The sequence below is a fragment of the Sphingomonas sp. GC_Shp_6 genome (genome assembly GCF_026540835.1).
Taxonomy (GTDB): domain Bacteria; phylum Pseudomonadota; class Alphaproteobacteria; order Sphingomonadales; family Sphingomonadaceae; genus Sphingomonas.
The window spans coordinates 32,368-57,480 of record NZ_JALNUO010000020.1; the positions used below are offsets into that span (position 1 = coordinate 32,368).

Genomic DNA, 25,113 nt, shown 5'->3' on the forward strand with positions numbered 1-25,113 from the left:
GCCTCTCAGTTACCAATGACGAACAGCACGGGCGTGCTCGCGCTGCTGTCGGAGGGGTTGCCCGTGATTTGCCGCTGCACGACGCTGGAGCCGAGCGAGGGCTCGCCGATCGTCTGAAAGAAGGCGTCACCTGAGGAGGTGCTGGCGGCGAGGTTGGTGGTGACGAAGGCGCGCCACGCGTTGTTCGGGAACGCGATCGGATGCGTGATCGTCTGCGTGCCCTCACTGCCAGCAGCCTGAGAGCTTCCCGCCGTCCACTGGATGATGATGCCGCCGGGCAGGGTGAGAAAACCCGACTTCGCTGCGAGCTTCGGCAAGCTGGCGAGCCCCGCTGGCGTGACGGCGCTGGCGTCGTCGGTGCCGGCCGCGATCGTCGCTGCCGTGGCCTTCAGTATCGAAAGGGCAAGATCACCGGTGAGCGGTCCCCCGCCCGAAAGAAGGCCCGACGTGGCGACCTTGCGCGCTTGGGGCACCTTAGCTGCGATCGTGGTCAGGATCGTCGCAAGCGATGCCGGTGTGACCGCTGTGGTCGCATCAGTCCCTGCGGCGGCTTGATCGGCGGTTGCTGCGGTGACCGTCAGCACGCGGCTGGCTGTATGATCGCCGCCTCCGGAGACGAGGCCACCCCCGGTGATCGTCCGCGCGAGCAGCGCGCTGAGTGCCGTCGAAACGATGCCGGCGGCATTCTGGAGCGCCGTGATTGCGGTATTGATCGGCAACAGCATGGCGGCGAGCACCGCCGGCACGATCGCGCGCGTCGTGTCCGTTCCCCCTTGCGCCTGGGCAAGTGTCGCGAGCTGCACGACGCCGGCGGTGTCGCTCGTCGCGGGCGGGTTGAGGAAGTTCGCGTCGCCGAAGGTGATCGCGTTAATTGACGCGTCAGGAAAGCTGATGTCGAGCGCGACGAGGAAGGTGGTGAGCGCCGACTTTTGAAAAATGGGCGTGGCTTGGCCGTAGAAGGCGAACAGCGTGCCGTCGGCGAGATACAGGCCGACACCAACCGCCGAATAGATGTCGCTGCTATCGTCGCGGATCATCAGGTGAACGGTGTTGTCGCCGACCTTGGCGCCCGAGACGGTCTGTATGCGCTTGATCTCTCCAGGCATGACGGTGAGCGTCGGCGCCGAGATGAACGGCGTATTGGTGACGCCGATCGAGGTGACCTTCAGGTCGATACCTTGCCCGAGCTGGGCCGCGGTAAAGCGCGCGAACCCTGCCTCGGTCATGGTGAGCGTAATCGACGGCGTCATGCGAGATCCTCGAAAAAGGTGCCGAGGTCGTCCTGGAATGGCTCGCCATCCTCACTTTGGAGGCAGGGATCCCAGAAGGGCGACGTGTCGGACACGAGGGCGGCGCGTTCGCGCACGAAGCCGGCGAGCCGGGCGACACCGAAGATGCCGACCGCGGCACGCGCGCGGAGTGTTTGAGCAAGGATGAAGTGCTCGCGGAGCGGCTTCACGCGCGTCACGTCGCGGATGATCGCTTCGGCAAAGGCTGCGCTCGACCGCAGTCCGCCGGGCGCAACGCCCTCTGCGGTGACGAGATCGAGCTGGATCTCGAACGTGTGCGGCTGCGCGGGCGGCACCGCTTTGAACCATTCGATCACGCGCAGCAGTTCATCATAGCGCGCGAGCACCTCTTCCACCGAGGTGCGCGTGCCTTTGCGCCGGTGCTTGGCGATCGAGGTTGCTACGGCTTCGCGCTTGACCGCATCCGACCAGGCCGGATCCCAGAAATCGACGGAGAGCGACCATGCAAGCCAGGGCAGGATCGGTGCGGGGCACGTTGCGGGGTTCCACAGCTCGGCGGCCTGCGCGATGTCGATCGCGCCGACGCGCGCGGTCGCGCCTTCCAGCGCTCTTTCAAGCGGCGTGGCATTGGGAGGCAGAAGACTAGGCAGCATAGCCGGCGTGCGTGATCGTGATGGCCGCGGCGTTTGCTGCCTGGGTATCGTCGCACAGGATGTCGGCGAGAGGGCTCGCGAGGGTCACGTTCTCGACGCCGGCGACGACAAGCGCGGCCTCGATCCCAGCGGTCCGGTGGTTGCGGCCGAGCAGCCGGTTGGTGGCGAGATAGGCATCGATCGCGGCGCGAGCGGCCGCGAGGACGATCGTAACGTCAGGTCCGGAAAAGGTCGTGAGTGCGGCAGTCAGGTCGTAGTGGACGATCTGCGCGGACGCGGTCGTGACATGGTCACCAAGCGGCCGGATCGTGGGAGAGGCGACGATCGCGTTGACCGCCGCGACCAAATCATCGCTGGCGGTGCCGTCGCCCACGGCGGAGAGCACGGACACGAGCACTTCACCCGGCGCCGGCGACACCGCGCTGGCATCGGCAACGTCGCCGGACGCCGATTTGGCATGTGCGACATAGGCCAGCTCCGGGCCTGCGACCGAATAGGCTTCAGGTGCGAGGGTCACGCGCTGGCGCAACGAGTCGTCGCTCTCGTACACCACCGCGGCGCCAGTGCTCGCGTCGGCTGGCGTGATGATCAGGCGCGAGATGCCGAAGACCGCCGCGAGCTGGTCGAGGTTGGCGCCCGTGGCATAGGCGACGAACAGTTGTAGCGCGGCGTCCTGGAACGCTTGGCGGAGGAGCTGCTCGCGGTAAGCGCATGCCTCGACCACCTTCATGGCGGGATCGCTTTCCACGATCGCGGTAAAAGCCGGTAGCCGCGTTTGCAGGTCCGCCACGATCTGCCCCGCGATCGTATCGAGATCAAGCTGATCGACGATAACGGGAGCAGGCAAGCGCGAGAGATCGACGGTGCTGGAGCTGGCGGTCATGATGCCGCCCATGTCGTCGCGCGCTATGCCGGGTGGCTATGCCGCCACTTTGTAGAAAGGCTTTCTACAAGGTCGAGCAGCGCAGGGAGAGAGCAGCTCGTGCGCCGCGGCTGAGGTTGCTCGCCGGAGCCATTTTTCTGAACGCGGGCGTAGTGCGTCATACCCATCGACAGGCGAGCTGATACACGTTTTCGCACGACCGCAGGATAGCAGTTGCCGCAGTAGAAGACCTGTTTTCTCGAAACAAGAAGACATGATTTTAGTTTTGAGGTACTCGCTCAAGGAACATAACAATCCGATGCGATTGAGGTAGATACAGAATGCCACATCCAATTCCCATCAACGCGCGATCTCGTTCCTATCACCTTGCGGGCAGCGCGTTCGTGGCGACAGACGGCACGGCATTTTGGCTAACAACATGCGTTCATAACTTTACTAACATGATAGTGACACCAAATGACAATTCTCTTTTTGAAGGGTCCACGATCACAGTCGTTGGTTCAGGCCTAAAGATTGATCTGTATGACGATTCTCATCGGAAGCGTTACATCGTCGTGCCGTACGGATCAGATGGAACTCTTGTCGACGTACTCACCATCAAGCTCAACAATGCCGAAATGGCGCAGCTTGCGTCTTTCGGCGCCTACAATTTAGATGATGTGATTGCTCCCGCAGTTGATCAGGAAGTGATCGTGCATGGATTTCCGGGGCTACAGGAAACGCTGATCTCCGCTAGCACCTTGAGCGCCAAGGTCGTTGAGACAGTAGGCGTTTCCGTTAAACTCGATAGGCCTACCGCCAAAGGCTTTTCGGGTGGACCGATCACCTCAGGTGGCAAAATCTTGGGCGTCCTCCATGGAGATGTCGGTACAGACATTAACCCTATAAATGCCGTTGGCGTCTATCTTTCCGGCCAGTTGTTGGGCACAATATTTCGCTAGGCGTGTAACTTGCTTATCAACCCCTTTAGGGCGGAGATCACCTCCGCCGTGTTGACCTCAAATCGTCCCCGACTGAGCGCCCGGCACCCGCCCACGCGCCGTCAATTGCCCACTTTGACAGCTTTTCGAACCTGTTAAGATTGCTGGTTCAAAGATAGGGAATTAGACGAGCCGGCTAGACTCACTGCCGCCGGCGCTGCTACGTTGCTACTATGTTTTTAGATTATGGTCTGCTCGCCTCAGAGCGTGAAGTTGCCTATCTATTAGGCGTTAACATCATCTCGCTACGCTCTTACGCCGAGCGTTTTTCCGACGCGCTAGCCTTGGTTGATCTTCTCGATGAAAACCGGCAGGCATATGATTTCGGCTCGACGGAACATCGGCAATTCATAAAATGGAAGTTCATCGCGGTTGAAAGCGGGGTAATCGCTACGTACAACGCTTTCGAGTGTTTAAGCCAGATTGCAAAGTTGTATCCCAAATCCGATACAATCAGTAAATCGATGGACGAGAATAGTTTCAAGGCTGCTACTGAAACATTCGAGAATTTTTTTCCAAAAATGAACAAATCGGTTCGCACCGGTATCGCGCATGGGGCTCCAGCCCACGAGTCGATTGCAAGACATAGAAGCCACATGCCTCAGGGCGGGCCATTGATAATGAATACGCTGAACGATAGAACGATCCAGTCGACCCTTCATGGCGGTTTACTGTCGTTCACAATCGACGCCCGAAATAGTTCGGCCCTCAATTCCGTCGCTACGCTAACTGAGAAGGCATTTGAGGGAGCCCGTCAGTTCACCCTTCAATTCTCTTCGGTAAACCAATACGACAAAGAAAACCCTGTGATCATACCTGATCACTATCGCACAGGAACGTCTGCAGGCACGCTACCACTGGTCTGACACCGTGGCGGAGAAACCCTCCGCCACGGCCACTTGAAAAGGCCATTCTCGCAGGCGCAATACCCATTATGTTGCCCATCACTTTGCCTTGGGAGCAGCGGCATCCAGCAGCAGGTCTAGAGCGCGGTTGCGCTCGCCGCTCGTGAGCCCGAGGATGCCGCGTATCACATAGCGCACGGCTTTCGCCTTTGCGCTCGGCCGATCCATCAAGCCTTCCTGATGTACCCGCGCGATCTCGGCCGCGCGGCCGGTAAATCCGATCCATGCCTCGCGGTCCGTCGCATCAGCACGCAGGTTGCGCGCTTGCCGCAGCTTACGAAACATGACCGCATCCTTGATCCGCGCGCGTCGGCGCAGCTTGCCCGCGCTGGCGTTCTGCTCGCCGGGCTCGATCGGCAGCCATTTGGCGACCTTGTCCCAGAAAAAGCTGCGGATGCCACCAGCCTCAATGTCGAACCCGGTCATGAGGGGACCCTGTCTGACCCAGCTCTTCATATGCACAAGGCGGGGCTCGGCGACGCCTTTGGGGTAGAGGAACTTGACCGCATAGGCACCGGGCTTCAGCTCGGCCTTGGGACGCCGCTTGGCGAACGCGCCGCCGTCCGGATTCTGTTGGCGCCCGATCCGAGCAGACTGACTCCGCTGGATCTCGCGCGCCATGCGCCGCAGCAACTTGCGCCGGCCGGCGGGCTCCAATGAGCGGAGCGCGGCGCCGGCGAGCTGCTCGATCGGGGCGAAGTCGTTTTCGATCATGCCGGATCGACCGCGTCCGCGACGAGGTCGGCGAGCAGCCCGGTCCATGGCGCCAACGGATCCACGCCGTCGAATACGTCGGGAAACTTGGGTTCACACAGGGCGGTCACCTGCGTGCCGCCTGCCACGCGTTCGACGCGCACGCGCTCGGTCAATTCGATGTCGATCGAAACGTCGATCAGTTCGCCGTCGAGCAGATCGGCTTCGAAGCTGAAGGGCTCCTGCTTATCCTGCTGGAGCAGCTCGGGTTGGTTTTGCGCGATCCATGCGAGCAGCGGCACGAAGAGCTTATCGATGTCGCCGGCATAGTCCTGAACCACGACGTTCAGCGTGTAGCGATGCTCATAGGATAGCGATCCGGCGCGGGCGCCGATGCGGCCCTTGTCGACGAACAGCGACAGATTCTCGGGCTTGCTCGCCAGCGGCTCGACCGCCGCCAGCAGGTATTTGCGCAGGGTGTCGGGCTTCTTCATGGCCGCGCTCCAATTACGTCAGGGGTGCGTTGGGATCGCGATCCCAGCCCTTGGTGACCTTGTGGCCGTCCCACCATGCGTGGTGTGGCCCCCAGGTGATCGTCGCATCGATCGGCGGATCGCAGCCCAGCGGGATCTCGAAACAGCTCCAGCTACCGTCCGCTTTCTCCACGGTGACGCGACGTGACGGCTTGTTGGTGGCCGGGGCATTTGCCCCGACCGCCTCCAACACCTTGCCGGTGCCGCTCAGCCGAGCACCTTGATGCCGAACACCGCGAGCAGCGCCTTTGCGAGCTGCACGAGCGGCGTGGGCTTCAGATTGGCCACGACTTCCTCGACCACGAGGCCGGCGAACTTCTCCGCATCGACTTCGAGCGCGGCGAGACCGCCCTTGGTCGCGGCCTGGACGATCAGCGGGGTGATCGCAGCGACCACCGCGGCCTTCTTTTCCGCGCCCGACTGCTTGGTGTTTTCGAGAGCGGTGGCCGTGGAGATGGCCGCGTCGCCAACCGGGTTGCCGGGCTCGGCGGTCGCCGCGACGACGTGGCTCAGCGAGGCGGAGGCCGCGACGATCGCGGCGGTGGTGATGGTGAGGCCGAAGATTTTCATTTGGGGCATACCTTCTTGGTGGCGGATCAGCGGGTGCTGTCCGCATCCGGCGCCGGGGGGCGGGGATTGGTGGAAGCGGCAGCGAGCGCGGCACCGCCGGCGCCGAGCAGCATCGGCACGACGTCGGCCATGCTGGTCAGGTGATCGGCCCACACGGACTTGCCGAGGCCGCCGGCGACCGCGGCCAGCCCGATCCAGGTGGATCGCTCGCCAGCGCGGCGCTTGGCCCATGCCAGGGCGGCGGGGGCGGACGCGCGCACGCGCGCCGCGAGCTTGGAAAGCTGGAGCATAGCGCGATCCTTCAGGGTCATGGTTTGAGGCCGGCGAGGCACATGGCGCGCTCGGCATCCCGCCGGCGCACGAGCCCGCGCGCTACGCAGTAGAGCTTGCCGTTCGTCTTGCTGACCGTGCACGAGCCGCCGGGCACGGGCTTCGGCGCGCGGTAGCGGGTGATGTAGCCGCTGAAGGCGGCGCAGCCCTCGCGCCACGCCCGGCGCGCGAACAGCGCGGCCATAGGCGAGCCCGCCCAGCGCCCGTCGCCGGCGTTGAACGCGAAGTCGCCCGCCGCCTGAAGCGCGCTCGGCTGTTCGGCGAGCGTCGGCGTCGCCTTCAGCACCGCCGAGACATGCGCGGTGAGATCGGCCTTCAGCCATGCGGCGCTCTGCGCCGGCGACACCGCGGCGTTGGGTTTGACGTCGGCGCCGGTGTGGCCGACGCCACCCGTCCAGACGCCCCCGAGATCCTGATAGGTGTGGGGCACGTCCCCCTCGGCCGCACGCGTGTGCGGCATTACCGCGAGCACCGCTGCGGCAACGAGCGCGAAGAACGCGCCGGGCACAATAGGGGGCTTGCCCTTGGGCGGATCGATCGTCCGCGAGCTGGTGCCGGCGCCGGTCACGCGCGATCTCCGCGCGGCGCGACGGTGCGGATCTCGCGGATCGAGTCCGCTAGGGTATCGAACCGCTCGTGGATGCTGCGATCGATCCGATCGAGGCCTTTCTCGACGTTGCCGATCGTCGTCTCCACCTTCACGATCCGCTCGATGTCGGCCGTGCGCAGACGCTCCAGCGAGTCGACACGCGCAATCGTGTTGCCGACCTTGTGGTTGACCTGGAGCAGATCGCGGTTCAGCTCGCGGGTGAAGCTTTTGTGGATCAGGGCGATGAGCGCCGCGATGGCGACGAGCGCGATAGCCCACTCGCTCAGCACCGAAATGTTGACGCCGAGAGGTGGGGGCGCCGCTGTGGCAACGGCCGCGGGTTGAACGATGACGCTCTGCGTCGGGGTCGTGGTGTCGGTCATGATCAATCCCAGAGCTGGACGAGGGTGCGGGTCGCGATCGTGGGAACGGCGACGGTCGGGATCGTGACGACGGTGCCGATCGGCAGGATGGGGCCGAGTGCGGCGAGGCCGGGATTGGCGGCGAGCACCGCGCCGATCGCAGCCGGGCCGAGCGCGCGCTCGCGCCAAATCAGAGCGTCGAGCGTGTCGCCCTGCGCGGCATGGAGCGTGTCGGCCATCAGATCAGCTCGACGGACGTGCGGGTGCGGCCTAGGATGTCGCGCACCGCGTGGATCGCATCGCGGCGCAATTCGCTGATCGACGGGTCGAGATCGTCCACCTTGCGCTGCCCGGCGCCGGTCAGGTCGGTGTCGCGGTAGCTCTCGACCAGCCGCGCCTTGGCTTCGGCATAGACGGCGGTGCGGTAGAGGATCGTCAGGCGGCTCTCGCCATCGATCTGGGGCGCAGGCACGTCGGCGAGGCGGGTACGCCCCTCGGCCGCGCGCGCTGCCTGCCACACCACGAGCTGGTTACCGACCGAGATGATCGCGAACAGCACGGCCGCGCGCAGCCGCTCGATCGTGACCGTGTCGCGAACGCGGACCTGTTTGCGCAAGTCGGCGGGGACGATGTCGGGGAACCAGCCGTCGTTGACGATCGGCGGCTCGACTGCGGGCGCGCTATCCGTGGGGGTGGTGTCCGCAGGCAGGTTGGGGATGACGAAGCCGCTCATGCGATCGTCGCCACGGCACCGGCCGAACCCACCACGAACAGTAGCAGGCCCGCCAATGCGAGCGCACAGAAGGCTCGCACGGTCGGCGAGCGGGCCGCTTCATCGGCCCAGAAGTTCCGCGTGGCGGCACCGACACTACCGCACAACGCCGCCCAGGCGCCGACGCCGAGCGCCACCACGCACAGGAGCTGGATCATGACCCGGATGATGATGTCGCACATGTCGATCCTCGATTCCGCCCGCCCGGTTTTCGGGGGTGGGGATCGGGTCCGGTCGACGGCCCTACGACCCTAAGGTCTCCCGTCCCGCGCGATCCGCCCCCGAGCGCCGGGGGGCGAGCTGGTGAGCCGGCGTCAGCCGGCGGTGTTCGTGTCGGTCGAAGGCGGGGTAGCGGACTCGCCGCGCTCGGGTGCGGGCGGCGGGAAGGCGGCGAGATTGGCGGCGAGCAGCTTTTCCATCTGCGCCATGCGCGTCTTGGCGCCTACGCGGTCATGCAGGCTCTGCGCCCGCGTGAGGGCGGCGAGAGCGTTGACGATGAACGGGCGCGCCATGTCACCCTCGGTTTCGTCCGCATGGCGAGCCAGTTCGAAGCCGATCGCCTTGTGGAGCTTGGCGCGGATCTCGTCGTGCATGTCAGCGCCGGCCGTCAGCTCTTCCACCGCATCGAGCACGTCGAGCGGGAACGACTTGCCAGCGGCCTGGAGCTTCAGTGCGGCGGTCGCGATCTCTTCGGTGATCAGGGCGGGCGCCGAGCGCGCGTAGCGAGCCGGCAGGGCAACATCGTGCCGCACGACGTGCTCGGCGAGTTCGAGCGCGCGCATCCAGTCACCGGTATCGATGCACCATACCATGATGGTCGGCAGAACCTCGGCCGCGGTGCCGGCATCGGCGCGATAGGCGTTGAGCAGCGCATCGCACCAGGCGCGATACGCAGGCAGCATCTCGACCTTCGCGGCGATCTTGAGCTGAATCGAGGCGATCTGCTTCAGCCGGCGCAGGTCGTGCGTCAGGCGGAGCATCATCTCATCGGCGATCGTGTCGCGGGCCGCGCGGGGCGCCGCGGTGTTGTCGGCCGCGGGCGCGATCGCCGCCTGGACGATGCGGTGCGCGCGCGCCGGGGTGAGATCAGGCGCGACGCGGGCGGTGGTCTGCCCGCCTTCTTCACGAGGGGCGACCATGCTGGAGGGGATGGAGGCAGGCGCTGCGGCGTGCCGGTCCCGATGCTTGCGAGCTGGGCTCATGGTCGATCCTGACGGAAGAAGGCGGACAGTGGCGGGGAGGCGGAGGCGGTTACGCCTTCGCCCCGAGCTGGATGTTCTCGATCAGGCAGGCTTTGCCGTATTCCTCGACCATGAAGGCGTCATTGATCGACTCGAAGTTGTCGATCTGGTCGAGGCTGGGCTCGTCGCGGATCAGGCGCCGCGCCGAACCCATCTGCCAGTAGTAGGACAGGTTCGACAGGCTCGTGATCATGATGGCGTTCGACGGGAAGAACGGCACCTGCATGGTGGGCTTGCCGCCGAGCTGGCGGCTGGACAGGATCACGTCGCGCGCGACCTGCTGCATCGCGTTGTCGCCGGCTTCGCTGATGATCTTGAAGTATTTGTCGTGCACGAGATCCATGCCGACGATCACCACGAGATCGGTGGCCGTGCGGAAGCGCTCGTGGATCAGGTTGTGGATCGCGTCGAACACCAGTGCGTCGAGGTTGGCGTAATCGGCCTTGCCCGCCGCATAGCCGGCGTCATCGACATAGACGTGGACGGCATCGAGCGCGCCGTGCTCCATCACACGGGCGGGCGCGAACGTCCGCATCTTGTAGAGCCAACCCCAGTTCACGTCCTGGAGCAGCGGGAAGGCGACGCGGTCGGTCTGCACCGCGGCATCGACGCCGTTGAAGCCGATCGTGATGATGTCGCTCGCCTTCTGGACGATCACGGCATCGCGCACGAGCTGCTGGAACTCGGGCCGGTGCGCCCAGGCGTCGAGCATCGCGTACGACCACGCATAGTCGTAATCCGTCTTCTTGCAGAAATACTGGTCGATCCCGTCCGACGCGCTCGGATCGGTCGGCGTGCGGCGGTTGCCCGACGTGCGATCGGTGCGGCTGGCCAGCGACCGGCCGACGCCGACGCCGACGCGCGCGCCCTGCTGCGCCACCACCGGAACCACGTTCACGCGGCCGAGGAAGTCGCTGGTGGTCTGGAGCTTCGCCTGTAGGCGCTGCTCGATCACGGGCGAGACGTTGAACGACTTCAGCTCACCGGGGACGGCGCTGAAGCTGACATCGAGCCCGTTCAGCTTCGCGATCTGGCTGACATAGGCGTTGAACGCGAGGCGGGTGTTGGTCTGCATCGGGATACTCCGGGGGCGGTGGCGTTGGGGGTGCGGGTAGCGATCAGCAGTCGGTGAGCTGGCCGCCGGTGCCGCCGGTCGCGGGCGGACGGCTGAAGCCGTTCGGTGCCGCGGTGGTCTCCACCTTGGTCTTCAGCGTCGCATACTCGCCGCGGAGCGCGCCGACATCGGCGGTGACCTTCGCGTCGAGCGCGGTGAGGCTGGCGCTGATGAGGCCGAGGCCCTCACGGATTTGCGCGAAATTGTCGTTCGCCGGGGCGGGTGGCGTGGGCGGCGTCGGAGTGGCCGTCTGCGCGGGGGGCGTCGCCGCTGATCCGGATGTCAGCCGATCGAAGAAGGCCTTCATCGCCGAGAACGCACCGGCGCTGGAGTCGGGCTGCTTGGCCTCGAACTCGATCGCCACCGCGTCGGGCGCGACCGAGAAATGGGTGCCGGGCGCGGAGCGCGAGAACTGGAGGCGCTGGGTGCCGATTGATGCCGGCGTGTCGGTAAAGGCGAGACCGATCAGCCCGACCTTGCCGGTGCCCGCATAGCTGTCCGTCAGCTCGACGGAGGGATACGGCTTCTGGTCGCGGGCGGCGAGCTGCACGAGCTGGTCGTTGCCGTCCACCTGGACATAGAGGCAGCGGCGGTTTTCGGCCTTGCCGTCGATCGTGAACGCGTCCGTCTTGGCTTCCACTGCAACGACGGTGCCGTAGCCGTTGAACGGCGGTTCGGGGCTGTAGCCGCTGATGTGCTCGACATTCACGCGCGGGGCGTAATTCTCGGCATTGAAGCTGGCGGCGATTTCGTCGATCCAGCCGGCCTCGATCTTCCGACCGTCGCTGATCGTCTGACCTTCCACGAAAGCGCGGAACATCTTGCTCTTGGTGCCCATGGCGGTGCCGTCTCCGGGTTCGATCGATGGTGGCGACCGATGGCCGCGCTGACGATCGCAACAGGCACTGATCGGGGCGCCGGGCTCAAGCGCGCCACCTTGTAGAAAGCCTTTCTACAAGGCCCGGCGCTGCGATCGGCACGCGCGGCGTGGCTAGGCTCGCGCCTCCATGGACAAGCTCCCGCCCGATACCGGCATGCCGCTGCCCGCCACCGCGCTACCGATCCCGGTGGACGCGCGGCGGCAGGCGCGCAGCCTCTATTGGCGGGGGTGGGGCTGCACCCAGATCGCGGGCGAGCTGGGCATCAACGCCGAGACGGTGAAATCGTGGAAGGCCCGCGACGAGTGGGACAAGGCGCCCTCGCTCACGAAGATCGAAGATGCGCTGGAATGCCGCCTCAACACGCTGATCGCCAAGGATCAGAAAACCGGGGGCGACTATAAGGAGATTGACCTGCTGATGCGGCAGGTGGTCTCGACCGCAAAGGTGCGCCGCTACGAGGCACCGGGCGGGCATGCCGGCGATCTGAACGACAAGGTCGCCAACCGTAACGCCGGTCCGAAGAAGGACAAGGCGCCGAAGAACCACTTCACGACCGAGCAGGTCGAGGAACTGGAGCGGCTCTTCGAGGCCGAGCTGTTCGGTTATCAGGAGGATTGGTGGGCTGCGAAGGATCAGCGCACCCGCATGATCCTAAAATCGCGCCAGATCGGCGCGACATGGTATTTCGCCCGCGAGGCACTGCTCGACGCGCTGCGCGGGGGCGGCAACCAAATCTTCCTGTCGGCGTCGAAGGCGCAGGCGCATATCTTCCGCGGCTACATCATCCAGTTCGCCGCGCGCGTGGGCGTGAAGCTGCAGGGTGATCCGATCGTCCTCACCGCCGACACGATCCCCGACGGCGAGCCCGCGGCCGAGCTGATCTTCCTCGGCACCAATGCCCGAACCGCGCAGGGTTATCACGGCAATTTCTACTTCGACGAGTTCTTCTGGACCTACGGGTTCGAGGAGCTGAACAAGGTCGCCAGCGCCATGGCGATGCACAAGCGCTGGCGCCGAACCTATTTCTCGACGCCGTCGAGCGTCGCGCACCAGGCGCACCCCTATTGGACGGGCGACCGCCGCAACCGGCGTGTCAAGAAGGCCGACCGGATCGACATCGACACGAGCCACGCACGGCTCCAGGCCGGCGTGCTGTGCGAGGACAAGGTGTGGCGCCAGATCGTCACGATCGAGGATGCCGCCGCGCGCGGGTGCGATCTGTTCGACGTCGACGAGCTGCGCGTGGAATATGCGCCCGACGAGTTCGCCAACCTGCTGATGTGCCAGTTCGTTGACGACAGCCTCTCGGCATTCAAGTTCAACGAAATCCAGCGCTGCACCGTCGATACCATGATCGACTGGCCATGGTTCAACCCGCTGGCAGCGCGGCCGGTCGGCGATCGTGACGTGTGGGCGGGGTACGATCCGACCGGGGGAGAGGATGGCGACAACGCCTCACTGGTGATCGGCGTGCCGCCCTCGGGACCCGGCGGCAAGTTCCAACTCATCGAGCGTCACCAACTCCGCGGCGACTTCCAGTCGCAGGCCGAATTCATCCTCGCGCGGCTGCGCCTCTATAATTGCACCTATCTGGGCATCGACGCGAACGGCGTAGGGGCCGCAGTCCACCAGCTCCTGATCGGCAAGGTGCGCGGGCTCACCAAGATCGAATATTCGCTCGAGGCGAAAACGGCCATGGTGATGAAGGCGCAGCATAGCTTTGCGCGCCAGCGTATCGAGTTCGACGCCGGCTGGATCGACCTGCAATCCGCGTTCCTGTCGATCAAGAAGGCGCTGACCGGTTCGGGTCGCGCGATCACGTTCAAGGCGGGCCGCAGCGAAGATGTCGGTCACGCCGATCTCGCCTGGGCGGCGATGCACATCCTCATCAACGAACCGCTCGACGGGCAGGCCCGCGGCAAAACGCGCATGGAGATCTTCGAATGAGCAAGCCACGGTCGAGGGCGCGCGCGATGTCGCGTGCGGAGAGCGGCGCCGCCAAGCCGGGCGCGATCGTGGCGCATGTCGCGCGCGAGGGTGGGGTGGAGGCCTTCACCTTCGGCGATCCGGAACCCGTCCTCGATCAGCATATGCTCGTCGACATGGTCGAATGCTGGAGCAACGGCCGGTTCTACATCCCGCCGCTTCCCATGGACGGGCTGGCGCGCGCCTTCCGCGTGTCACCGCATCACAGCTCGGCCATTATGCTCAAGCGCAACCTGCTCGTCGGATCGTTCGACCCGACGCCCTTGCTCGGCCGCGGCGAGTTCGAGAAACTGGTCCAGGACTATCTCGTCTTCGGCAACGGCTACCTCCAGCGTGTCCGCAATCTGGTGGGCGGGCCGCTGCGCATGATGCACGCGCCGGCCAAGTTCACCCGGCGCGGTGTCGTGCCGGGCACGTTCTTCTGGGCGCCATACAACGTGCCGGAAACGGAGTTCGAGCCGGGCAGCATCGTCCAGGTGATGCAGCCCGACGTGAACCAGGAGATTTACGGCGTTCCCGAGTATTTGAGCGCGCTACAATCCGCTTTGCTCAACGAAGCGGCGACGCTGTTCCGGCGCCGCTATTATTTGAACGGCAGCCATGCGGGCTACATCCTCTATGCCACGGGCGATATCGACGCGAACGACACCGACGCGATCAAGGATGCGCTCCGCAAATCGAAGGGGCCGGGCAATTTCCGCAACCTGTTCGTGCATGCGCCGGGTGGTAAGGACGGATCGCTGAAGATCCTGCCGATCGCCGAGGTGGGCGCGAAGGACGAATTCCTCGGCATCAAGAACGCGACGCGCGACGACGTGCTTGCAGCGCACCGGGTGCCGCCCCAGCTCATCGGGATCGTTCCGGCGCAGGGTAGCGCGCTCGGCAACCCGCTCCAGGCGACGGCGATGTTCTTCGAGCTGGAGATCGCGCCGCTTCAGGCGCGGCTGCTCGACATCAACGATTGGCTCGGCGTGGAAGCCGTGCGGTTCAAACCGCGCGCTCAGCCCGCCGCCACCTGATTCTGCGTCCGGCGCCAGCCGGGCGGGGGACACCGGGTTGCAGCCCGGCGAACCGACGAGACGACAGCTCGCCATGACACGATCGGCCAACCGGCCATCCCGCACCCGGCTCGCGCCGGGCGGGAGTTCTACAAGGCGAGCTTTTCCAACATGTCCACCACCATTGTTCGACCGGTCGCGCCTGCGGCCGGCTATATCGGCGGCAAGCGCAATCTCGCGTCCCGCCTCACCGCCATCATCGATCACGTCCCGCATGATGGCTATGCAGAGCCGTTCGTCGGCATGGGAGGCATATTCCTGCGTCGCAGGGCCCGACCGAAGGTCGAGGTCATCAACGACGTGTCGGGTGACGTGGCGACCTTCTTCCGCGTGCTTCAGCGCCATTATCCCTATCTCATCGACATGCTGCGCTTCCGCGTCGCCAGCCGGGCCGAGTTCGAGCGGTTGAAGGCGACGCCGCCAGAGACGCTCACCGATTTAGAGCGCGCTGTCCGCTTCCTCTACCTTCAGCGGCTGGCGTTCGGCGGTAAGGTCGAGGGGCGGCACTTTGGCGTCGACCGGACACAGAGTGCCCGGTTCAACGTCACCAAGCTGGAGCCGATGCTCGCCGACATCCACGATCGCCTCGCCGGCGTCGTGATCGAGCAGCTCGACTTCGGCGCGTTCATCACCCGGTACGATCGCGCCGGCATGCTGTTCTATCTCGATCCGCCCTATTGGGGTTGCGAGACGGACTATGGCCAGGACGTGTTCGGCCGACCGGACTTCGAGCGGCTCGCGCTCGTGCTATCCCGGATGAATGGGCGGTTCTTGATGTCGATCAACGACGCACCGGGCGTGCGAGCGACGTTCGCTGCGTTCCACATGCGCGCGGTCGAGACCACATACACCCTCGGCGCCAAGGCTTCCACGCGCGCGGCCGAGCTGCTGATCTCCAATTTCCCGCTGACGGAAGGGGCCGCAGCGAACGCTTGATCGCGCGTGGTGCCGGGGTTTGGCCGCCAGCCCCGGCACCAGCATCTAGCGGAACATAAACGGAACATGGTAAGGGCGTGCCCATCGAGCAGCAGGAGTCGCGCGATGATGGACAGGCATGGTGAAGATCGACCGGCGTTCGGGGCGTGGCTGATGATGCAGCGCGACCGGGGCGATTGGGTCGACGGGATCGCTGAAGCTGCGCGCGCCGATCGCGCGTTTCCACGCGGGGGCGACGTAGAGACCGTGCGCAAGCGGCTGCGCGACATGGGGGCCGATGGCGACGCGTTCGCGGCGCTCGACGATGCCGAGATGGACTGGCTGAGCTACTGATGACCAGCCGGTGCCATGTCGAGCTGGCGACTGCGGCCGCCGACGCGCTCGACGGGGGGCACGGTCACCGGTGACCGTGCGTCTGCCGCGAGAGGTGCTGGTGTTCCATGCGCTCTGTGTCCTCGACGATGCCGCGCACGCCTGCATGAAGGGTCCGCTGCGCCCGCCGCTCCCCGGCGTTCGCCTGGCGCTCGCCTATCTCTACAGCGTGAGCAACGATCGCACCGAGATCTACAACAGCCACCGGGGCGTGTTCGACGCGTTTTGGAAGGCGATCACGAGCGACGAGCCGGCCTACAGCGTGAGCATGCAGAACACGATCCGCGGGACGGAAGCGCACGGGTGCTTCGCAGGCATCTGTCGGCGCGTCGGCGTCGCACAGACGATCGACTTCGGTACGGCGCTGGCCCGCGCGCGCCGCACGGCAGGCAGATCGAGGACATCAACGCCGCCGACCATCACCCCCGAGGTCGATCCAGGGGTGTAACAATGTTGCGCGATAACGATTGATCGTTGCAACCCCAAAATGCGCGCTTTTCCCCCCTCCTCGCCCGCCCGCTTTTCGAGTCGCTTTCGGTGCGGTGCCACTTTGCCGATTTGGACGGCCCAGCTCCTAGGGTTCTGACCGCGCCGATCGACCCCCATGAAGGTGCGGATCGGTGCAGCACCCAGGGCAGCAAGCGCTTCATTAGCGAGAATGCGGCACAGACCTTGCGGTCTCCCTCTAGGGAGCCTCGGGGCCGCGTAAGCGGGCACGTTCGCCAGCAGTCGCTTGACCGTGGCGTGAGTGGGTTCCGGGCCGTTGGGGCTGGAAAAGTCATCAAACTGTGCGCGCCGAAGGCGTTCTATCTATCCTTGATTCTTACAGGGCCTCTGTCTGTCCGCTCGAAGGATTTGCACTATCAACAGAGGCGCGGACGCGAGCGAGGATCGCCCGTAGCGCGGGATCTTGAACTTCGCCGATCACTTCATCAACGGTTGAGGTCTCCAGCTTGCGCTGGCGTGCGAGCCTCTCTGCAACAGCACGGACAAACTCGCTCGGCCGGCGAAGCATGCGTCGAACCCGCTCGGCTGCCGATGCCGGCAGCGGCAGAACGTACGCGTTAGCGATTTGCTCGGTCTGCTGCTCATCGGGTTGTGCGCCTTCGACTGGCTGGCAACGCCGGATCCAATCCAGGAACCCATGCTCCTTTAGCCGCTTCAATGCAGCGGCAACGGCACTGCGCGAATGATGAACTTGATCCGCGATCCAGCGGATCGTGGGATCGAGACGCCCGCTCTTCTTCCCACGGAGCCGCATAAGGTAGCGGTAGACTTTCAAACCGATGGCTCCCAGAGCTCCGTTGCGGCGGCCGGGGAGCTTCGTTTCGTGCTCGAACTCCTCAGCGGCGCGCATTCGAGCGTTGTGCTCTGTCTTCGGGAACATGTTGTGCTTGCGCCAAAGCGCCAGTTCTGCCCCGCCGGCATTGCGACTGTTCCGACGCACCGGTTGCCCCGTGCGTGGTGCGCCTCCTTTACCGGCGGCGATCTGCTGGACCGAACGCCCCGTCACAGCGCACCTGAAAAAGAGTGCGGTGCAAGTGCGGTAAGACCGACGCTTGTGCTCTTCTTGATCGCGATATGTTCACGTGTAGAACACTCGATTACGCAGCTTTTTGTCTCGTACGAAAGCTGACGACGGAGTTTTCCCAAGCTTACGACGAGGGTTCGATTCCCTTCACCCGCTCCATCTTCGCAGTAAGTGCCCCGGCGGATCGCGCCCGCGCCATCTGCTCGTCCGTCAGTCGATAAAGATCGCTTAACTGTGGTCTTCTCGCGGGGCCCAAATCAGATCGCGACGCTCGCATCTATGAATGCTGAGCTGAAGTTTGCCGCTTCGAAGACGGCGTTTCTGCGTACTTGCAATAAATTCCGGGACACAGCCATATGTTGCACTTGCGTGATATAGTGAATGGCGGCCTTCAAGTCTTCGCTGGAAAAGTTCTGCGTCATGGGCAGCTGTTCGCGTGCGATGCGAAGCTCGTCAGAATCGGGCATGTCGGCGCCGGCGGTGCAGCCGGGGGCTAGGCGTTCGGCCAAGGCCGTCCATGCGCGCCGTGCATCATACCAGATCGGCAATGTGAACTGTAGCGATTCCCAGCGTTCTACGGCGGTCGCCGCTGCGGCAAGCCTGTCTTCAGCCTCGTCGAGCGCGGGCTGGGTGGCGAGGAACGCGAGCATGGTTTCCATCTGCCCGATCCGTCGGCCGTGATCGTCGAGCGCAACACGATTGCTGTGCTGGAGGTCGCGAATGTCTATGATGTCCGTCCGGTCGGGTCTGGCGCGCCTGCGGATCAATGCATCGAGCGCGAGACAGGACCAGATCGCCACGGCGCCCGTCGCGATCGCCAGCGGTAACGCGAACATCGGATCGAGGTCGGCACGGATGGTCAGCCACAGTTCCAACCCTGCAGCCACGATCGCGGCGAGCAGGGCAACCGAGCGGGCCGGAAACGGCGAAGACATGCAGACGGGTCTCCATTGGAGCGTATCGCTGCCTCGCCTAGCAGCCGTTGGTAAAGGCGGACTTTATCAAGACGACGCGATGGCAAGTCGTTCCCAGTTTGCCGCCGAGAAAAGGTGCGCATAGATCGGACCCCATCCGCCGAGCGCCTGCAATCGCATGATCGCCGCGGCATCCAGTGCCTCAAGCCGGTCGCGGTTGACGGCGGCATAGTCGAGCAGCAACACCGGCTCGGCGTCATCCAGGGGCCGGTGATGGGCTTGGCGGGCTTCGAGCAAGTCGAAATCGTCGAGGATCCGTACCCAGTTTTCGGTTCGGATCTGCGCGTTCTGGTAGGATTCGCAGAATGCAACGACCGATCGCAGCGCGTCGGTCGGCTCACCGTCCGCGAACAGCGGCGTGGCGCCGGCCGAGGCCAGCCGGACGGAGGTTTCATCGACGCCCAACACCCAGCGGCCCTGATCCCTGTCCTCCACCAGCGCGAAGGGGTGACGGCGCAGATAGGCGGGTATGTAAGCACCCGGTCGGAACACCTCGTCGTTCGCGCCGACGAACAGGTTCCGATCGGCCGTAAGGCCCATCACCGCAAACGCCCGACGCGCCGGCCCGAAGAAGACGATCGGATAGTCGAGCGCCGCCCGTTCGAATTCATCCATCGTCAACGGGACGATCGCCGCATCGCGTGCAAAGCCGAAGGCGGCATCCGGCGCGAGTTGCAGGTCGCCATGACGTTCCGCCGTGACCAGCGTGACGTTGCCGTAAAGTGGCAACACACCCTCGATGAAGCGATCTGCGGGTAGCGCGAGCGTATCCATTGCCGTTTATCGATCCGTCGTGATGGTGACGCAAAGGGGTGCGTCAAGAAATTTGGTCTGTCAGCTACACGTATCGCACAAGATTTAAAGAAAGAGATCGCTACTGCCCCTGCGTCATGGTTGTGCGGGCCAGCATAACGCAAACGCAAATTGTCCGGTTTCGGGATAGTTGGCTGGCCACGCCAAAGTGTCGTGGCAACGGAGCGGTTAAGGTGATAGCGCCAGAGCCATTGTGATCGCGTCGGGGGGCCGGGCGGTCATCTATCGGGGGGGAATGCCGGTGCGTAATGTTGGTCAGCGCGGTCTTGTCGCGCGGTTGCTGGTCGAGAACGCCGGCCTGATGTCTCCCCGCGTGCTGGCCGCGATCGCGGTATCGGCGACCTCCTCGATCGCCTACGCGCAGACCTATCAGGTCGGAGACATGATCCTTAATCCGGCGACCGGCCTTGATGAAAAGGTCGTGGCGCAATTAAGCGACTCGGCGGTTCAGACCGATCAGAACAACCGCATCATCACCAAGACCGCGGTCAACGACACGTTCACCGTCGGGCAGGGCACCGAAGCGATCACGTACAAGGTCGAGTCCGTCACCACGAAGACGATCGGCAACACTCCCGTCGTCGTCGCCATCGAATTGAGCAACAGCAAGGATACGACCACCCAGACGGAACAGGTCGCCGCACCGTTGGCGACCGGCCCGGCCGGCGCGCCGGCTGGATTGATCCCCATCGTCGCCCCAGCCGGCAGCGCCAACACCGTGTCGATCGTGCAGAAGGGTGCGGGGGGCAGTGGCGGTCGCGCAGGCGCCCTGTTCGTACCGGCAAGCGAAGGCGGTGCGGGCGGTTCGGGTGCGCCGGTCGTCGCGGTGGTGTCGCCCCCGGCCGGCAATCCTCCCGCAAAGATCACGGCGATCACGGGCAATCCGGCTGGTATCTATGCCGCGAGCATCGGTGGCAATGGCGGCACTGGCGGCGGTTCGTACCTGAACCTTGCCGGCGGCGGCAAGGCGGGCGGCAATGCGGGCAATGGCGGCATGGTGTCGCTGACCGTCAAGCCGGGCGTGACGATCGAGACGTCGGGCACCGGCGTCTATGGCATTTTCGCACAGAGCGCTGGCGGTACCGGCGGTGCCGGCGGCCGTAACATAGGCACTACCGGCAGCGGCGGCAGCGGTGGCGTCGCCAGCAAGGGCGGTGACGTGACGCTGGACAGCAGCGCCGACGTGACGACTTTGGGCAAGGGCGCGGCGGGGATCGTCGGGCAGTCGGTCGGCGGCTCGGGCGGTTCGGGTGGCAACAGCTACGTCTCGGTCGCGGGCGGCGGCAGCGGCACGATCGCGGGCGACGGCGGCAAGGTCGATGTGACGACGCGCGGGCGGGTGCAGACGTCGGGTGACAATGCCTATGGCGTGCTGGCCCAGTCGGTGGGTGGCGATGGCGGCAACGCGGGCACCAGCGGCGGGGTCATCGTGGCGACCGGCCTCGGCGGCGGTACGGGCGGCACGGGATCGGCCGTGACGCTGACCGCGACGGGCACGTCGGCAACGATCACGTCGGGCGACTATGCCACCGGTCTGTTCGCGCAATCGGTCGGCGGTGGCGGTGGCAGCGGCGGAGCCAGCGTTGCGCTAGTGTCGCTGGGGTCGAGCGGCGGCGGCGGCGGCAATGCCGAGAGCGCCACCGTCCGGGTTCTCGACGGCGCGGTGGTCGCGACGCGTGGCATCGAAGCCGACGGCGTGGTCGCGCAGTCGGTCGGCGGCGGCGGCGGCTCCGGAAAGGTCGGCGTCGGCCTGGTATCGCTTGGCGGATCGAGCACCAAGGGGGGCAAGGCGGCCGCGGCGACGATCGAGAGCGGTGGCACGATCACCACCGCGGGCGTCGATTCGCGTGGCCTGTTCGCGCAATCGGTCGGTGGCGGTGGCGGCGCGGCGCAGGGCACGATCGGCCTGCTCGCGTTCGGCGGCAATGCCGGTGGCGGCGGCGATGGCGGCGACGTCGGCATCACGCAGAGCGCGGCAGGATCGGTCACTACGGCGCGCGACGGCAGTACCGCGATCCTGGCGCAGTCGATCGGCGGCGGCGGCGGCACCGGCGGTTACGGCACGGGCGTGGTCTCGCTCGGCGGCAAGGGCGGCATCGGCGGCATCGGCGGAACGGTCACGGTCATCAACGACGGCGCGATCAGCACCGGCGGCAATCTGGCGCGCGGTATCTTCGCGCAGTCGGTCGGCGGCGGCGGCGGCGATGGCGGTGCGGCGGGGGGTCTGCTCTCGATCGGCGGCGATGCCGCGGCAGGGAGCAGCGGCAATCTGGTCACGGTCGTCAACACCGGGTCGATCGCGACCGTCGGCGAGCGGTCGACGGGCCTGCTGGCGCAATCGATCGGTGGCGGCGGCGGCAATGGCGGCTATTCCGGCGGCCTGCTCTCGATCGGTGGTGCTGGCGGCACGGCGTCCGATGGCGGCACCGTCAAGGTGTTGCACGGGGGATCGATCACGACCGGCGGGATCGCGGCGGACGGCATCGTCGCGCAGTCGATCGGCGGCGGCGGCGGCAATGGCGGCGCGGCCGGGTCGCTCAGCAGCCTGTTGAGCATCGCGGTCGGCGGCAAGGGCACGAGCGGGGGCAAGGGCGGCGACGTCACGCTGGACTTCATCCCGATGACGGTGACGTTGCCCGGGCTCGGCACGGTACAGCGCACGTCCGCGATCGCGACGACCGAGGATCAGTCGCGCGGCGTGCTGGCGCAATCGGTGGGTGGCGGCGGCGGCAACGGCGGCGTCGCTGCGGCGGTGGGGGCCAGCCTGCTGACGAACGGCAGTTTCGCGCTGGGCGGCAAGGGCGGCGATGGCGGTGAAGGCGGATCCGTCACCGTCCACGGCCTGATCGACATCACGACGAAGGGCGACAACGCCCAGGGCATGATCGCGCAATCGGTCGGCGGCGGCGGCGGCAACGGCGCGCTGGCGGTGTCGGTGTCGGTCGCGGCCGGCCCGATCGCGGCCGGCGCGTTCGCACTCGGCATCGGCGGTTCGGGCGGCAACGGCGGCAAGGGCGGCGACGTGACCGTCGCCAACGCCGGCGGATCGATCGCGACGGGAGGCGCCTTCTCCAACGGCTTCGTCGCGCAATCGGTCGGCGGCGGTGGCGGCAACGGCGGTGCCACGATCACCGGCGCAGGCAGCGCTGCGGTGGGGTCGATCTCGCTCGCGTCGGGCTTCGGCGGCTCGGGCGGTCTGGGCGGTCAGGGCGGCATCGTCGATGCGGGCTTTGGCGGTTCGATCGCGACTACTGGTCTCGATTCGGTCGGCGCGCTCGTCCAATCGGTCGGCGGCGGCGGCGGCGCGGGTGGATTCAACGTCGCCGTGGCGCTGAGCGGCGCGCTGGCGGCGGGTGGCGCTGCGGGGATCGGCTTCGGCGGCACGGGCGGCGGCGGCGGCAACGGCGGTATCGTGACCGGCACGCTGGGGTCGATCAGCACGAACGGTGCCCGATCGGGCGCGGTCGTGGTCCAGTCGGTCGGCGGCGGCGGCGGCGCCGGTGGCTTCAACGTGGCCGCGGGCGGCGGGGTGGCGGGCGTCGCCGGCGCTGGCGCGGCGGCAGGATTTGGCGGCGCGGGCGGCGGTGGCGGCAACGGCGACAGCGCGACCGGCATCACCAACGGTACGATCACCACGCACGGCGAGCTGTCGAACGGCGTCGTGGTGCAGTCGGTCGGCGGCGGCGGCGGCGCGGGCGGGTTCAGCGTCTCGGCCGGTCTCGCGGCCGGTGGCAGTGGTGCGGGTGCGGCGGGCCTCGGCTTCGGCGGCGCGGGCGGCGATGGCGGCTTCGGCGGCACGACGACGGGTACGCTGAAGGGTGCGATCGTCACCACCGGCGACCGATCGACCGGCGCGCTGGTGCAATCGGTGGGCGGCGGCGGCGGTGCGGGCGGCTTCAACGTCACTGGCGCGGTCGCCGGCGGCGGCGGGGCTGCGGCGGCCGCTAGCGTCGGCTTCGGCGGATCGGGCGGCAAGGGCGGCTATGGCGGCGAGGTGACGCTGACCCGGGTCGGCGATACGACCACCCAAGGTGCGCAGAGCAACGCGCTGGTCGGGCAATCGATCGGTGGCGGTGGCGGCGCCGGCGGGTTCAACGTCACCGGCACGCTGACCGCCGCGGCCGCGGGCGGCGGTGCACTTGGCGCATCGGTGGGCTTTGGCGGCGCGGGTGGCGATGGCGGCTATGCGCAACTGGTGCGCGGTTTTGTCACCGGCAACACGATGACGACCGGCGACGATAGCAGCGGCATGGTGTTGCAATCGGTGGGCGGCGGCGGCGGCGCTGGCGGCTTCAACGTATCGGCCGGCATCTCCGCAGCGGTGGGCGTCGGTGCGGGTGCGGTCAATGTCGGCTTCGGCGGATCGGGCGGCGCGGGCAAGAACGGCGGCCGCGTCGAAGGCACGACCTTCGGCAACATCAGCACGCACGGCGATCGGTCGACCGGCGCCTATATCCAGTCGATCGGCGGCGGCGGCGGCGCCGGCGGCTTCTCGGTGCAGGGTGGCCTGGCGATCAGCACGGGGGCTGCGGTCGCCGCAGGCGTCGGCTTCGGTGGGTCGGGTGGCGGCGGTGGCGACGGCGGCGTCGTCGATTATGCGCTGACCGGCAACACGACGACGATCGGGGCGCAGAGCCTTGGCCTGCTGGCGCAGTCGGTCGGCGGCGGCGGCGGTGCGGGCGGGTTCAACATCACCGGTAATCTGGCCGGCGGCAGCGGTGCAGCGGCGGTCGGAGTTGGCTTCGGCGGGTCGGGTGGCGGCGGCGGCGCCGGCGATGCGGTGACGTTCGGCGTGACCGGCGACACCGTCACCCGGGGGCAGGCGGCGGGCGCGATCATCGCACAATCGGTCGGCGGCGGCGGCGGCAGCGGCGGCTTCAACGTGACCGGCGGCGTATCGGGCGGCGTCGGCGCGGCTGGCGTGTCGATCGGCCTCGGCGGATCGGGCGGCGGCGGCGGCAAGAGCGGCGACGTCCTCCTGACCGTCAAGGGGGCGACGGCGACCAGTGGCGAATCGGCCAACGCCATCCTGGCCCAGTCGGTGGGCGGTGGCGGTGGCGCCGGCGGCTTCAACATATCGGGAGCATTGACCGGCGGCGAAGGCGCGATCAGCGGCGCGTTCGGCATGGGCGGATCGGGCGGTGGCGGCGGCAGTGCGGCCGGCGCGACGGCGACGATCGACGGCAACGTCACGACGACAGGCCGTTCGTCGGCGGGCGCGATCGCGCAGTCCGTCGGCGGCGGCGGCGGCGCCGGCGGCTTCAACGTCTCGGCGGTCGCGGCGGGTGGCGGCGTCGGCGCGGGCGCCATCGGTGTCGGCTTCGGCGGCGCGGGCGGCGGCGGCGGGTCGGGCGGGACGGCGACGCTGACGCTGAACGGACAGGTGCGGACCAGCGGCGCGCAGAGCGTCGGCCTGCTGGCGCAGTCGGTCGGCGGCGGCGGCGGCAGCGGCGGCTTCTCGGCCGCGGGCGCGATCTCCGGCGCCGGGGCGGCAGCGGCGGCGGTCGCGGTCGGCTTCGGCGGCGCGGGCGGTGGCGGCGGCGACGGCGGCACGGTGACGCTGACGCGCAGCGGTACCACGCTGACGGACGCGAACCAGAGCGGCGCGATCGTCGCGCAGTCGGTCGGCGGCGGCGGCGGCAGCGGCGGCTTCTCGGCGGCTGGTGCGATTTCCGGTGCGGGGACGG

Annotated in this window: 27 protein-coding genes; 8 read left to right on the plus strand and 19 right to left on the minus strand. The window is 66.6% G+C overall.

Features of this window, described 5'->3' with window-relative positions:
* Positions 1-5: 5 nt before the first annotated feature.
* The 3 genes from OXQ95_RS16635 to OXQ95_RS16645 are packed head-to-tail and all read right to left on the minus strand — an operon-like array spanning position 6 to position 2,798.
* Complete coding sequence (locus tag OXQ95_RS16635) at positions 6-1,250, minus strand: hypothetical protein (protein ID WP_267382603.1); 1,245 nt, start codon at positions 1,248-1,250, stop codon at positions 6-8.
* Positions 1,247-1,903, minus strand: coding sequence for a phage tail protein I (locus OXQ95_RS16640; protein WP_267382604.1), 657 nt, complete (start codon positions 1,901-1,903; stop codon positions 1,247-1,249). The genes OXQ95_RS16635 and OXQ95_RS16640 overlap by 4 nt, the downstream gene beginning before the upstream one ends.
* Positions 1,893-2,798 carry a baseplate J/gp47 family protein gene (locus OXQ95_RS16645; RefSeq protein WP_267382605.1) on the minus strand — a complete coding sequence of 302 codons (906 nt, stop codon included), beginning with the start codon at positions 2,796-2,798 and terminating at the stop codon, positions 1,893-1,895. The genes OXQ95_RS16640 and OXQ95_RS16645 overlap by 11 nt, the downstream gene beginning before the upstream one ends.
* A 308-nt stretch (positions 2,799-3,106) precedes the next feature.
* On the opposite strand from OXQ95_RS16645, the gene OXQ95_RS16650 reads away from it, so the two are divergent.
* Together OXQ95_RS16650 and OXQ95_RS16655 are read left to right on the plus strand one after the other, a co-directional pair.
* Entirely contained in the window at positions 3,107-3,727 is a 621-nt protein-coding gene (locus OXQ95_RS16650) for a hypothetical protein (protein ID WP_267382606.1), read from the plus strand.
* A gap of 212 nt (positions 3,728-3,939) precedes the next feature.
* Positions 3,940-4,632 (plus strand): hypothetical protein, encoded by a 693-nt coding sequence (locus tag OXQ95_RS16655; protein ID WP_267382608.1) that lies wholly within the window; start codon positions 3,940-3,942, stop codon positions 4,630-4,632.
* A 78-nt stretch (positions 4,633-4,710) separates the two neighbouring features.
* Here OXQ95_RS16655 and OXQ95_RS16660 read toward each other — a convergent pair whose 3' ends face one another.
* The 13 genes from OXQ95_RS16660 to OXQ95_RS16720 form a co-directional block, all read right to left on the minus strand.
* Positions 4,711-5,385, minus strand: coding sequence for a phage virion morphogenesis protein (locus OXQ95_RS16660; protein ID WP_267382609.1), 675 nt, complete (start codon positions 5,383-5,385; stop codon positions 4,711-4,713).
* The gene (locus OXQ95_RS16665) at positions 5,382-5,858 is read right to left on the minus strand and encodes a phage tail protein (RefSeq protein ID WP_267382610.1); all 477 of its coding nucleotides are present in this window, start codon (positions 5,856-5,858) and stop codon (positions 5,382-5,384) included. The genes OXQ95_RS16660 and OXQ95_RS16665 overlap by 4 nt, the downstream gene beginning before the upstream one ends.
* Positions 5,859-5,871: 13 nt before the next feature.
* The gene (locus OXQ95_RS16670; RefSeq protein ID WP_267382611.1) at positions 5,872-6,090 is read right to left on the minus strand and encodes a hypothetical protein; all 219 of its coding nucleotides are present in this window, start codon (positions 6,088-6,090) and stop codon (positions 5,872-5,874) included.
* 14 nt (positions 6,091-6,104) lie between these two features.
* On the minus strand, positions 6,105-6,467 hold the full coding sequence (locus OXQ95_RS16675; RefSeq protein WP_267382613.1) for a hypothetical protein: 363 nt from the start codon (positions 6,465-6,467) through the stop codon (positions 6,105-6,107).
* Between the two features lie 26 nt (positions 6,468-6,493).
* Complete coding sequence (locus tag OXQ95_RS16680; protein ID WP_267382614.1) at positions 6,494-6,757, minus strand: hypothetical protein; 264 nt, start codon at positions 6,755-6,757, stop codon at positions 6,494-6,496.
* Between the two features lie 17 nt (positions 6,758-6,774).
* Positions 6,775-7,365, minus strand: coding sequence for a hypothetical protein (locus tag OXQ95_RS16685; RefSeq protein ID WP_267382615.1), 591 nt, complete (start codon positions 7,363-7,365; stop codon positions 6,775-6,777).
* Entirely contained in the window at positions 7,362-7,769 is a 408-nt protein-coding gene (locus OXQ95_RS16690; RefSeq protein WP_267382616.1) for a hypothetical protein, read from the minus strand. The genes OXQ95_RS16685 and OXQ95_RS16690 overlap by 4 nt, the downstream gene beginning before the upstream one ends.
* A 2-nt stretch (positions 7,770-7,771) precedes the next feature.
* Positions 7,772-7,987: a tail protein X gene (locus tag OXQ95_RS16695; protein ID WP_267382617.1), complete on the minus strand. Its 216-nt coding sequence runs from the start codon at positions 7,985-7,987 to the stop codon at positions 7,772-7,774.
* Positions 7,987-8,481, minus strand: a complete 495-nt coding sequence (locus OXQ95_RS16700; protein WP_267382619.1) for a head completion/stabilization protein — start codon at positions 8,479-8,481, stop codon at positions 7,987-7,989. The genes OXQ95_RS16695 and OXQ95_RS16700 overlap by 1 nt, the downstream gene beginning before the upstream one ends.
* The gene (locus tag OXQ95_RS16705; protein WP_267382620.1) at positions 8,478-8,702 is read right to left on the minus strand and encodes a hypothetical protein; all 225 of its coding nucleotides are present in this window, start codon (positions 8,700-8,702) and stop codon (positions 8,478-8,480) included. Before OXQ95_RS16705 ends, OXQ95_RS16700 begins: the two co-directional genes overlap by 4 nt.
* A 132-nt stretch (positions 8,703-8,834) precedes the next feature.
* Positions 8,835-9,722: a phage terminase small subunit gene (gpM, locus tag OXQ95_RS16710; RefSeq protein WP_267382621.1), complete on the minus strand. Its 888-nt coding sequence runs from the start codon at positions 9,720-9,722 to the stop codon at positions 8,835-8,837.
* A 49-nt stretch (positions 9,723-9,771) separates the two neighbouring features.
* Entirely contained in the window at positions 9,772-10,836 is a 1,065-nt protein-coding gene (locus tag OXQ95_RS16715) for a phage major capsid protein, P2 family (RefSeq protein WP_267382622.1), read from the minus strand.
* Between the two features lie 43 nt (positions 10,837-10,879).
* Positions 10,880-11,695, minus strand: coding sequence for a GPO family capsid scaffolding protein (locus OXQ95_RS16720; RefSeq protein WP_267382623.1), 816 nt, complete (start codon positions 11,693-11,695; stop codon positions 10,880-10,882).
* A 187-nt stretch (positions 11,696-11,882) separates the two neighbouring features.
* On the opposite strand from OXQ95_RS16720, the gene OXQ95_RS16725 reads away from it, so the two are divergent.
* The 5 genes from OXQ95_RS16725 (at position 11,883) to OXQ95_RS16745 (ending at position 16,556) form a co-directional block, all read left to right on the plus strand.
* Entirely contained in the window at positions 11,883-13,703 is a 1,821-nt protein-coding gene (locus tag OXQ95_RS16725; RefSeq protein WP_267382624.1) for a terminase family protein, read from the plus strand.
* Positions 13,700-14,761, plus strand: a complete 1,062-nt coding sequence (locus OXQ95_RS16730) for a phage portal protein (protein WP_267382625.1) — start codon at positions 13,700-13,702, stop codon at positions 14,759-14,761. The genes OXQ95_RS16725 and OXQ95_RS16730 overlap by 4 nt, the downstream gene beginning before the upstream one ends.
* A gap of 150 nt (positions 14,762-14,911) precedes the next feature.
* Entirely contained in the window at positions 14,912-15,736 is an 825-nt protein-coding gene (locus tag OXQ95_RS16735) for a DNA adenine methylase (RefSeq protein ID WP_267382626.1), read from the plus strand.
* Positions 15,737-15,841: 105 nt separating this feature from the next.
* Positions 15,842-16,069 (plus strand): hypothetical protein, encoded by a 228-nt coding sequence (locus tag OXQ95_RS16740; RefSeq protein WP_267382628.1) that lies wholly within the window; start codon positions 15,842-15,844, stop codon positions 16,067-16,069.
* Positions 16,070-16,139: 70 nt separating this feature from the next.
* Positions 16,140-16,556 (plus strand): hypothetical protein, encoded by a 417-nt coding sequence (locus tag OXQ95_RS16745; protein ID WP_267382629.1) that lies wholly within the window; start codon positions 16,140-16,142, stop codon positions 16,554-16,556.
* A gap of 375 nt (positions 16,557-16,931) precedes the next feature.
* Here the strand turns inward: OXQ95_RS16745 and OXQ95_RS16750 are convergent, their stop codons facing one another.
* The 3 genes from OXQ95_RS16750 to OXQ95_RS16760 form a co-directional block, all read right to left on the minus strand.
* Positions 16,932-17,555, minus strand: a complete 624-nt coding sequence (locus tag OXQ95_RS16750) for a replication protein A (protein ID WP_267382630.1) — start codon at positions 17,553-17,555, stop codon at positions 16,932-16,934.
* A 341-nt stretch (positions 17,556-17,896) separates the two neighbouring features.
* Entirely contained in the window at positions 17,897-18,574 is a 678-nt protein-coding gene (locus tag OXQ95_RS16755; protein WP_267382631.1) for a hypothetical protein, read from the minus strand.
* Between the two features lie 66 nt (positions 18,575-18,640).
* Positions 18,641-19,387, minus strand: coding sequence for a SapC family protein (locus tag OXQ95_RS16760; RefSeq protein ID WP_242096264.1), 747 nt, complete (start codon positions 19,385-19,387; stop codon positions 18,641-18,643).
* Between the two features lie 280 nt (positions 19,388-19,667).
* Here OXQ95_RS16760 and OXQ95_RS16765 point away from each other — a divergent pair.
* On the plus strand, positions 19,668-25,113 hold a 5,446-nt coding region (locus tag OXQ95_RS16765), incomplete at its 3' end, for a hypothetical protein (protein ID WP_267382632.1).

What these genes read in the sequence shown, in the direction of transcription:
- OXQ95_RS16655 (WP_267382608.1), top strand. Translation starts at nt 3,940, where the DNA reads ATGTTTTTAGATTATGGTCTGCTCGCCTCAGAGCGTGAAGTTGCCTAT.
- OXQ95_RS16675 (WP_267382613.1), bottom strand. Translation starts at nt 6,467, where the DNA reads ATGAAAATCTTCGGCCTCACCATCACCACCGCCGCGATCGTCGCGGCC.
- OXQ95_RS16705 (WP_267382620.1), bottom strand. Translation starts at nt 8,702, where the DNA reads ATGTGCGACATCATCATCCGGGTCATGATCCAGCTCCTGTGCGTGGTG.
- OXQ95_RS16690 (WP_267382616.1), bottom strand. Translation starts at nt 7,769, where the DNA reads ATGACCGACACCACGACCCCGACGCAGAGCGTCATCGTTCAACCCGCG.
- OXQ95_RS16695 (WP_267382617.1), bottom strand. Translation starts at nt 7,987, where the DNA reads ATGGCCGACACGCTCCATGCCGCGCAGGGCGACACGCTCGACGCTCTG.
- OXQ95_RS16680 (WP_267382614.1), bottom strand. Translation starts at nt 6,757, where the DNA reads ATGCTCCAGCTTTCCAAGCTCGCGGCGCGCGTGCGCGCGTCCGCCCCC.
- OXQ95_RS16730 (WP_267382625.1), top strand. Translation starts at nt 13,700, where the DNA reads ATGAGCAAGCCACGGTCGAGGGCGCGCGCGATGTCGCGTGCGGAGAGC.
- OXQ95_RS16760 (WP_242096264.1), bottom strand. Translation starts at nt 19,387, where the DNA reads ATGGATACGCTCGCGCTACCCGCAGATCGCTTCATCGAGGGTGTGTTG.
- OXQ95_RS16735 (WP_267382626.1), top strand. Translation starts at nt 14,912, where the DNA reads ATGTCCACCACCATTGTTCGACCGGTCGCGCCTGCGGCCGGCTATATC.
- OXQ95_RS16725 (WP_267382624.1), top strand. Translation starts at nt 11,883, where the DNA reads ATGGACAAGCTCCCGCCCGATACCGGCATGCCGCTGCCCGCCACCGCG.
- OXQ95_RS16700 (WP_267382619.1), bottom strand. Translation starts at nt 8,481, where the DNA reads ATGAGCGGCTTCGTCATCCCCAACCTGCCTGCGGACACCACCCCCACG.
- OXQ95_RS16740 (WP_267382628.1), top strand. Translation starts at nt 15,842, where the DNA reads ATGATGGACAGGCATGGTGAAGATCGACCGGCGTTCGGGGCGTGGCTG.
- OXQ95_RS16640 (WP_267382604.1), bottom strand. Translation starts at nt 1,903, where the DNA reads ATGCTGCCTAGTCTTCTGCCTCCCAATGCCACGCCGCTTGAAAGAGCG.
- OXQ95_RS16660 (WP_267382609.1), bottom strand. Translation starts at nt 5,385, where the DNA reads ATGATCGAAAACGACTTCGCCCCGATCGAGCAGCTCGCCGGCGCCGCG.
- OXQ95_RS16755 (WP_267382631.1), bottom strand. Translation starts at nt 18,574, where the DNA reads ATGTCTTCGCCGTTTCCGGCCCGCTCGGTTGCCCTGCTCGCCGCGATC.
- OXQ95_RS16715 (WP_267382622.1), bottom strand. Translation starts at nt 10,836, where the DNA reads ATGCAGACCAACACCCGCCTCGCGTTCAACGCCTATGTCAGCCAGATC.
- OXQ95_RS16720 (WP_267382623.1), bottom strand. Translation starts at nt 11,695, where the DNA reads ATGTTCCGCGCTTTCGTGGAAGGTCAGACGATCAGCGACGGTCGGAAG.
- gpM (WP_267382621.1), bottom strand. Translation starts at nt 9,722, where the DNA reads ATGAGCCCAGCTCGCAAGCATCGGGACCGGCACGCCGCAGCGCCTGCC.
- OXQ95_RS16665 (WP_267382610.1), bottom strand. Translation starts at nt 5,858, where the DNA reads ATGAAGAAGCCCGACACCCTGCGCAAATACCTGCTGGCGGCGGTCGAG.
- OXQ95_RS16650 (WP_267382606.1), top strand. Translation starts at nt 3,107, where the DNA reads ATGCCACATCCAATTCCCATCAACGCGCGATCTCGTTCCTATCACCTT.
- OXQ95_RS16635 (WP_267382603.1), bottom strand. Translation starts at nt 1,250, where the DNA reads ATGACGCCGTCGATTACGCTCACCATGACCGAGGCAGGGTTCGCGCGC.
- OXQ95_RS16645 (WP_267382605.1), bottom strand. Translation starts at nt 2,798, where the DNA reads ATGGGCGGCATCATGACCGCCAGCTCCAGCACCGTCGATCTCTCGCGC.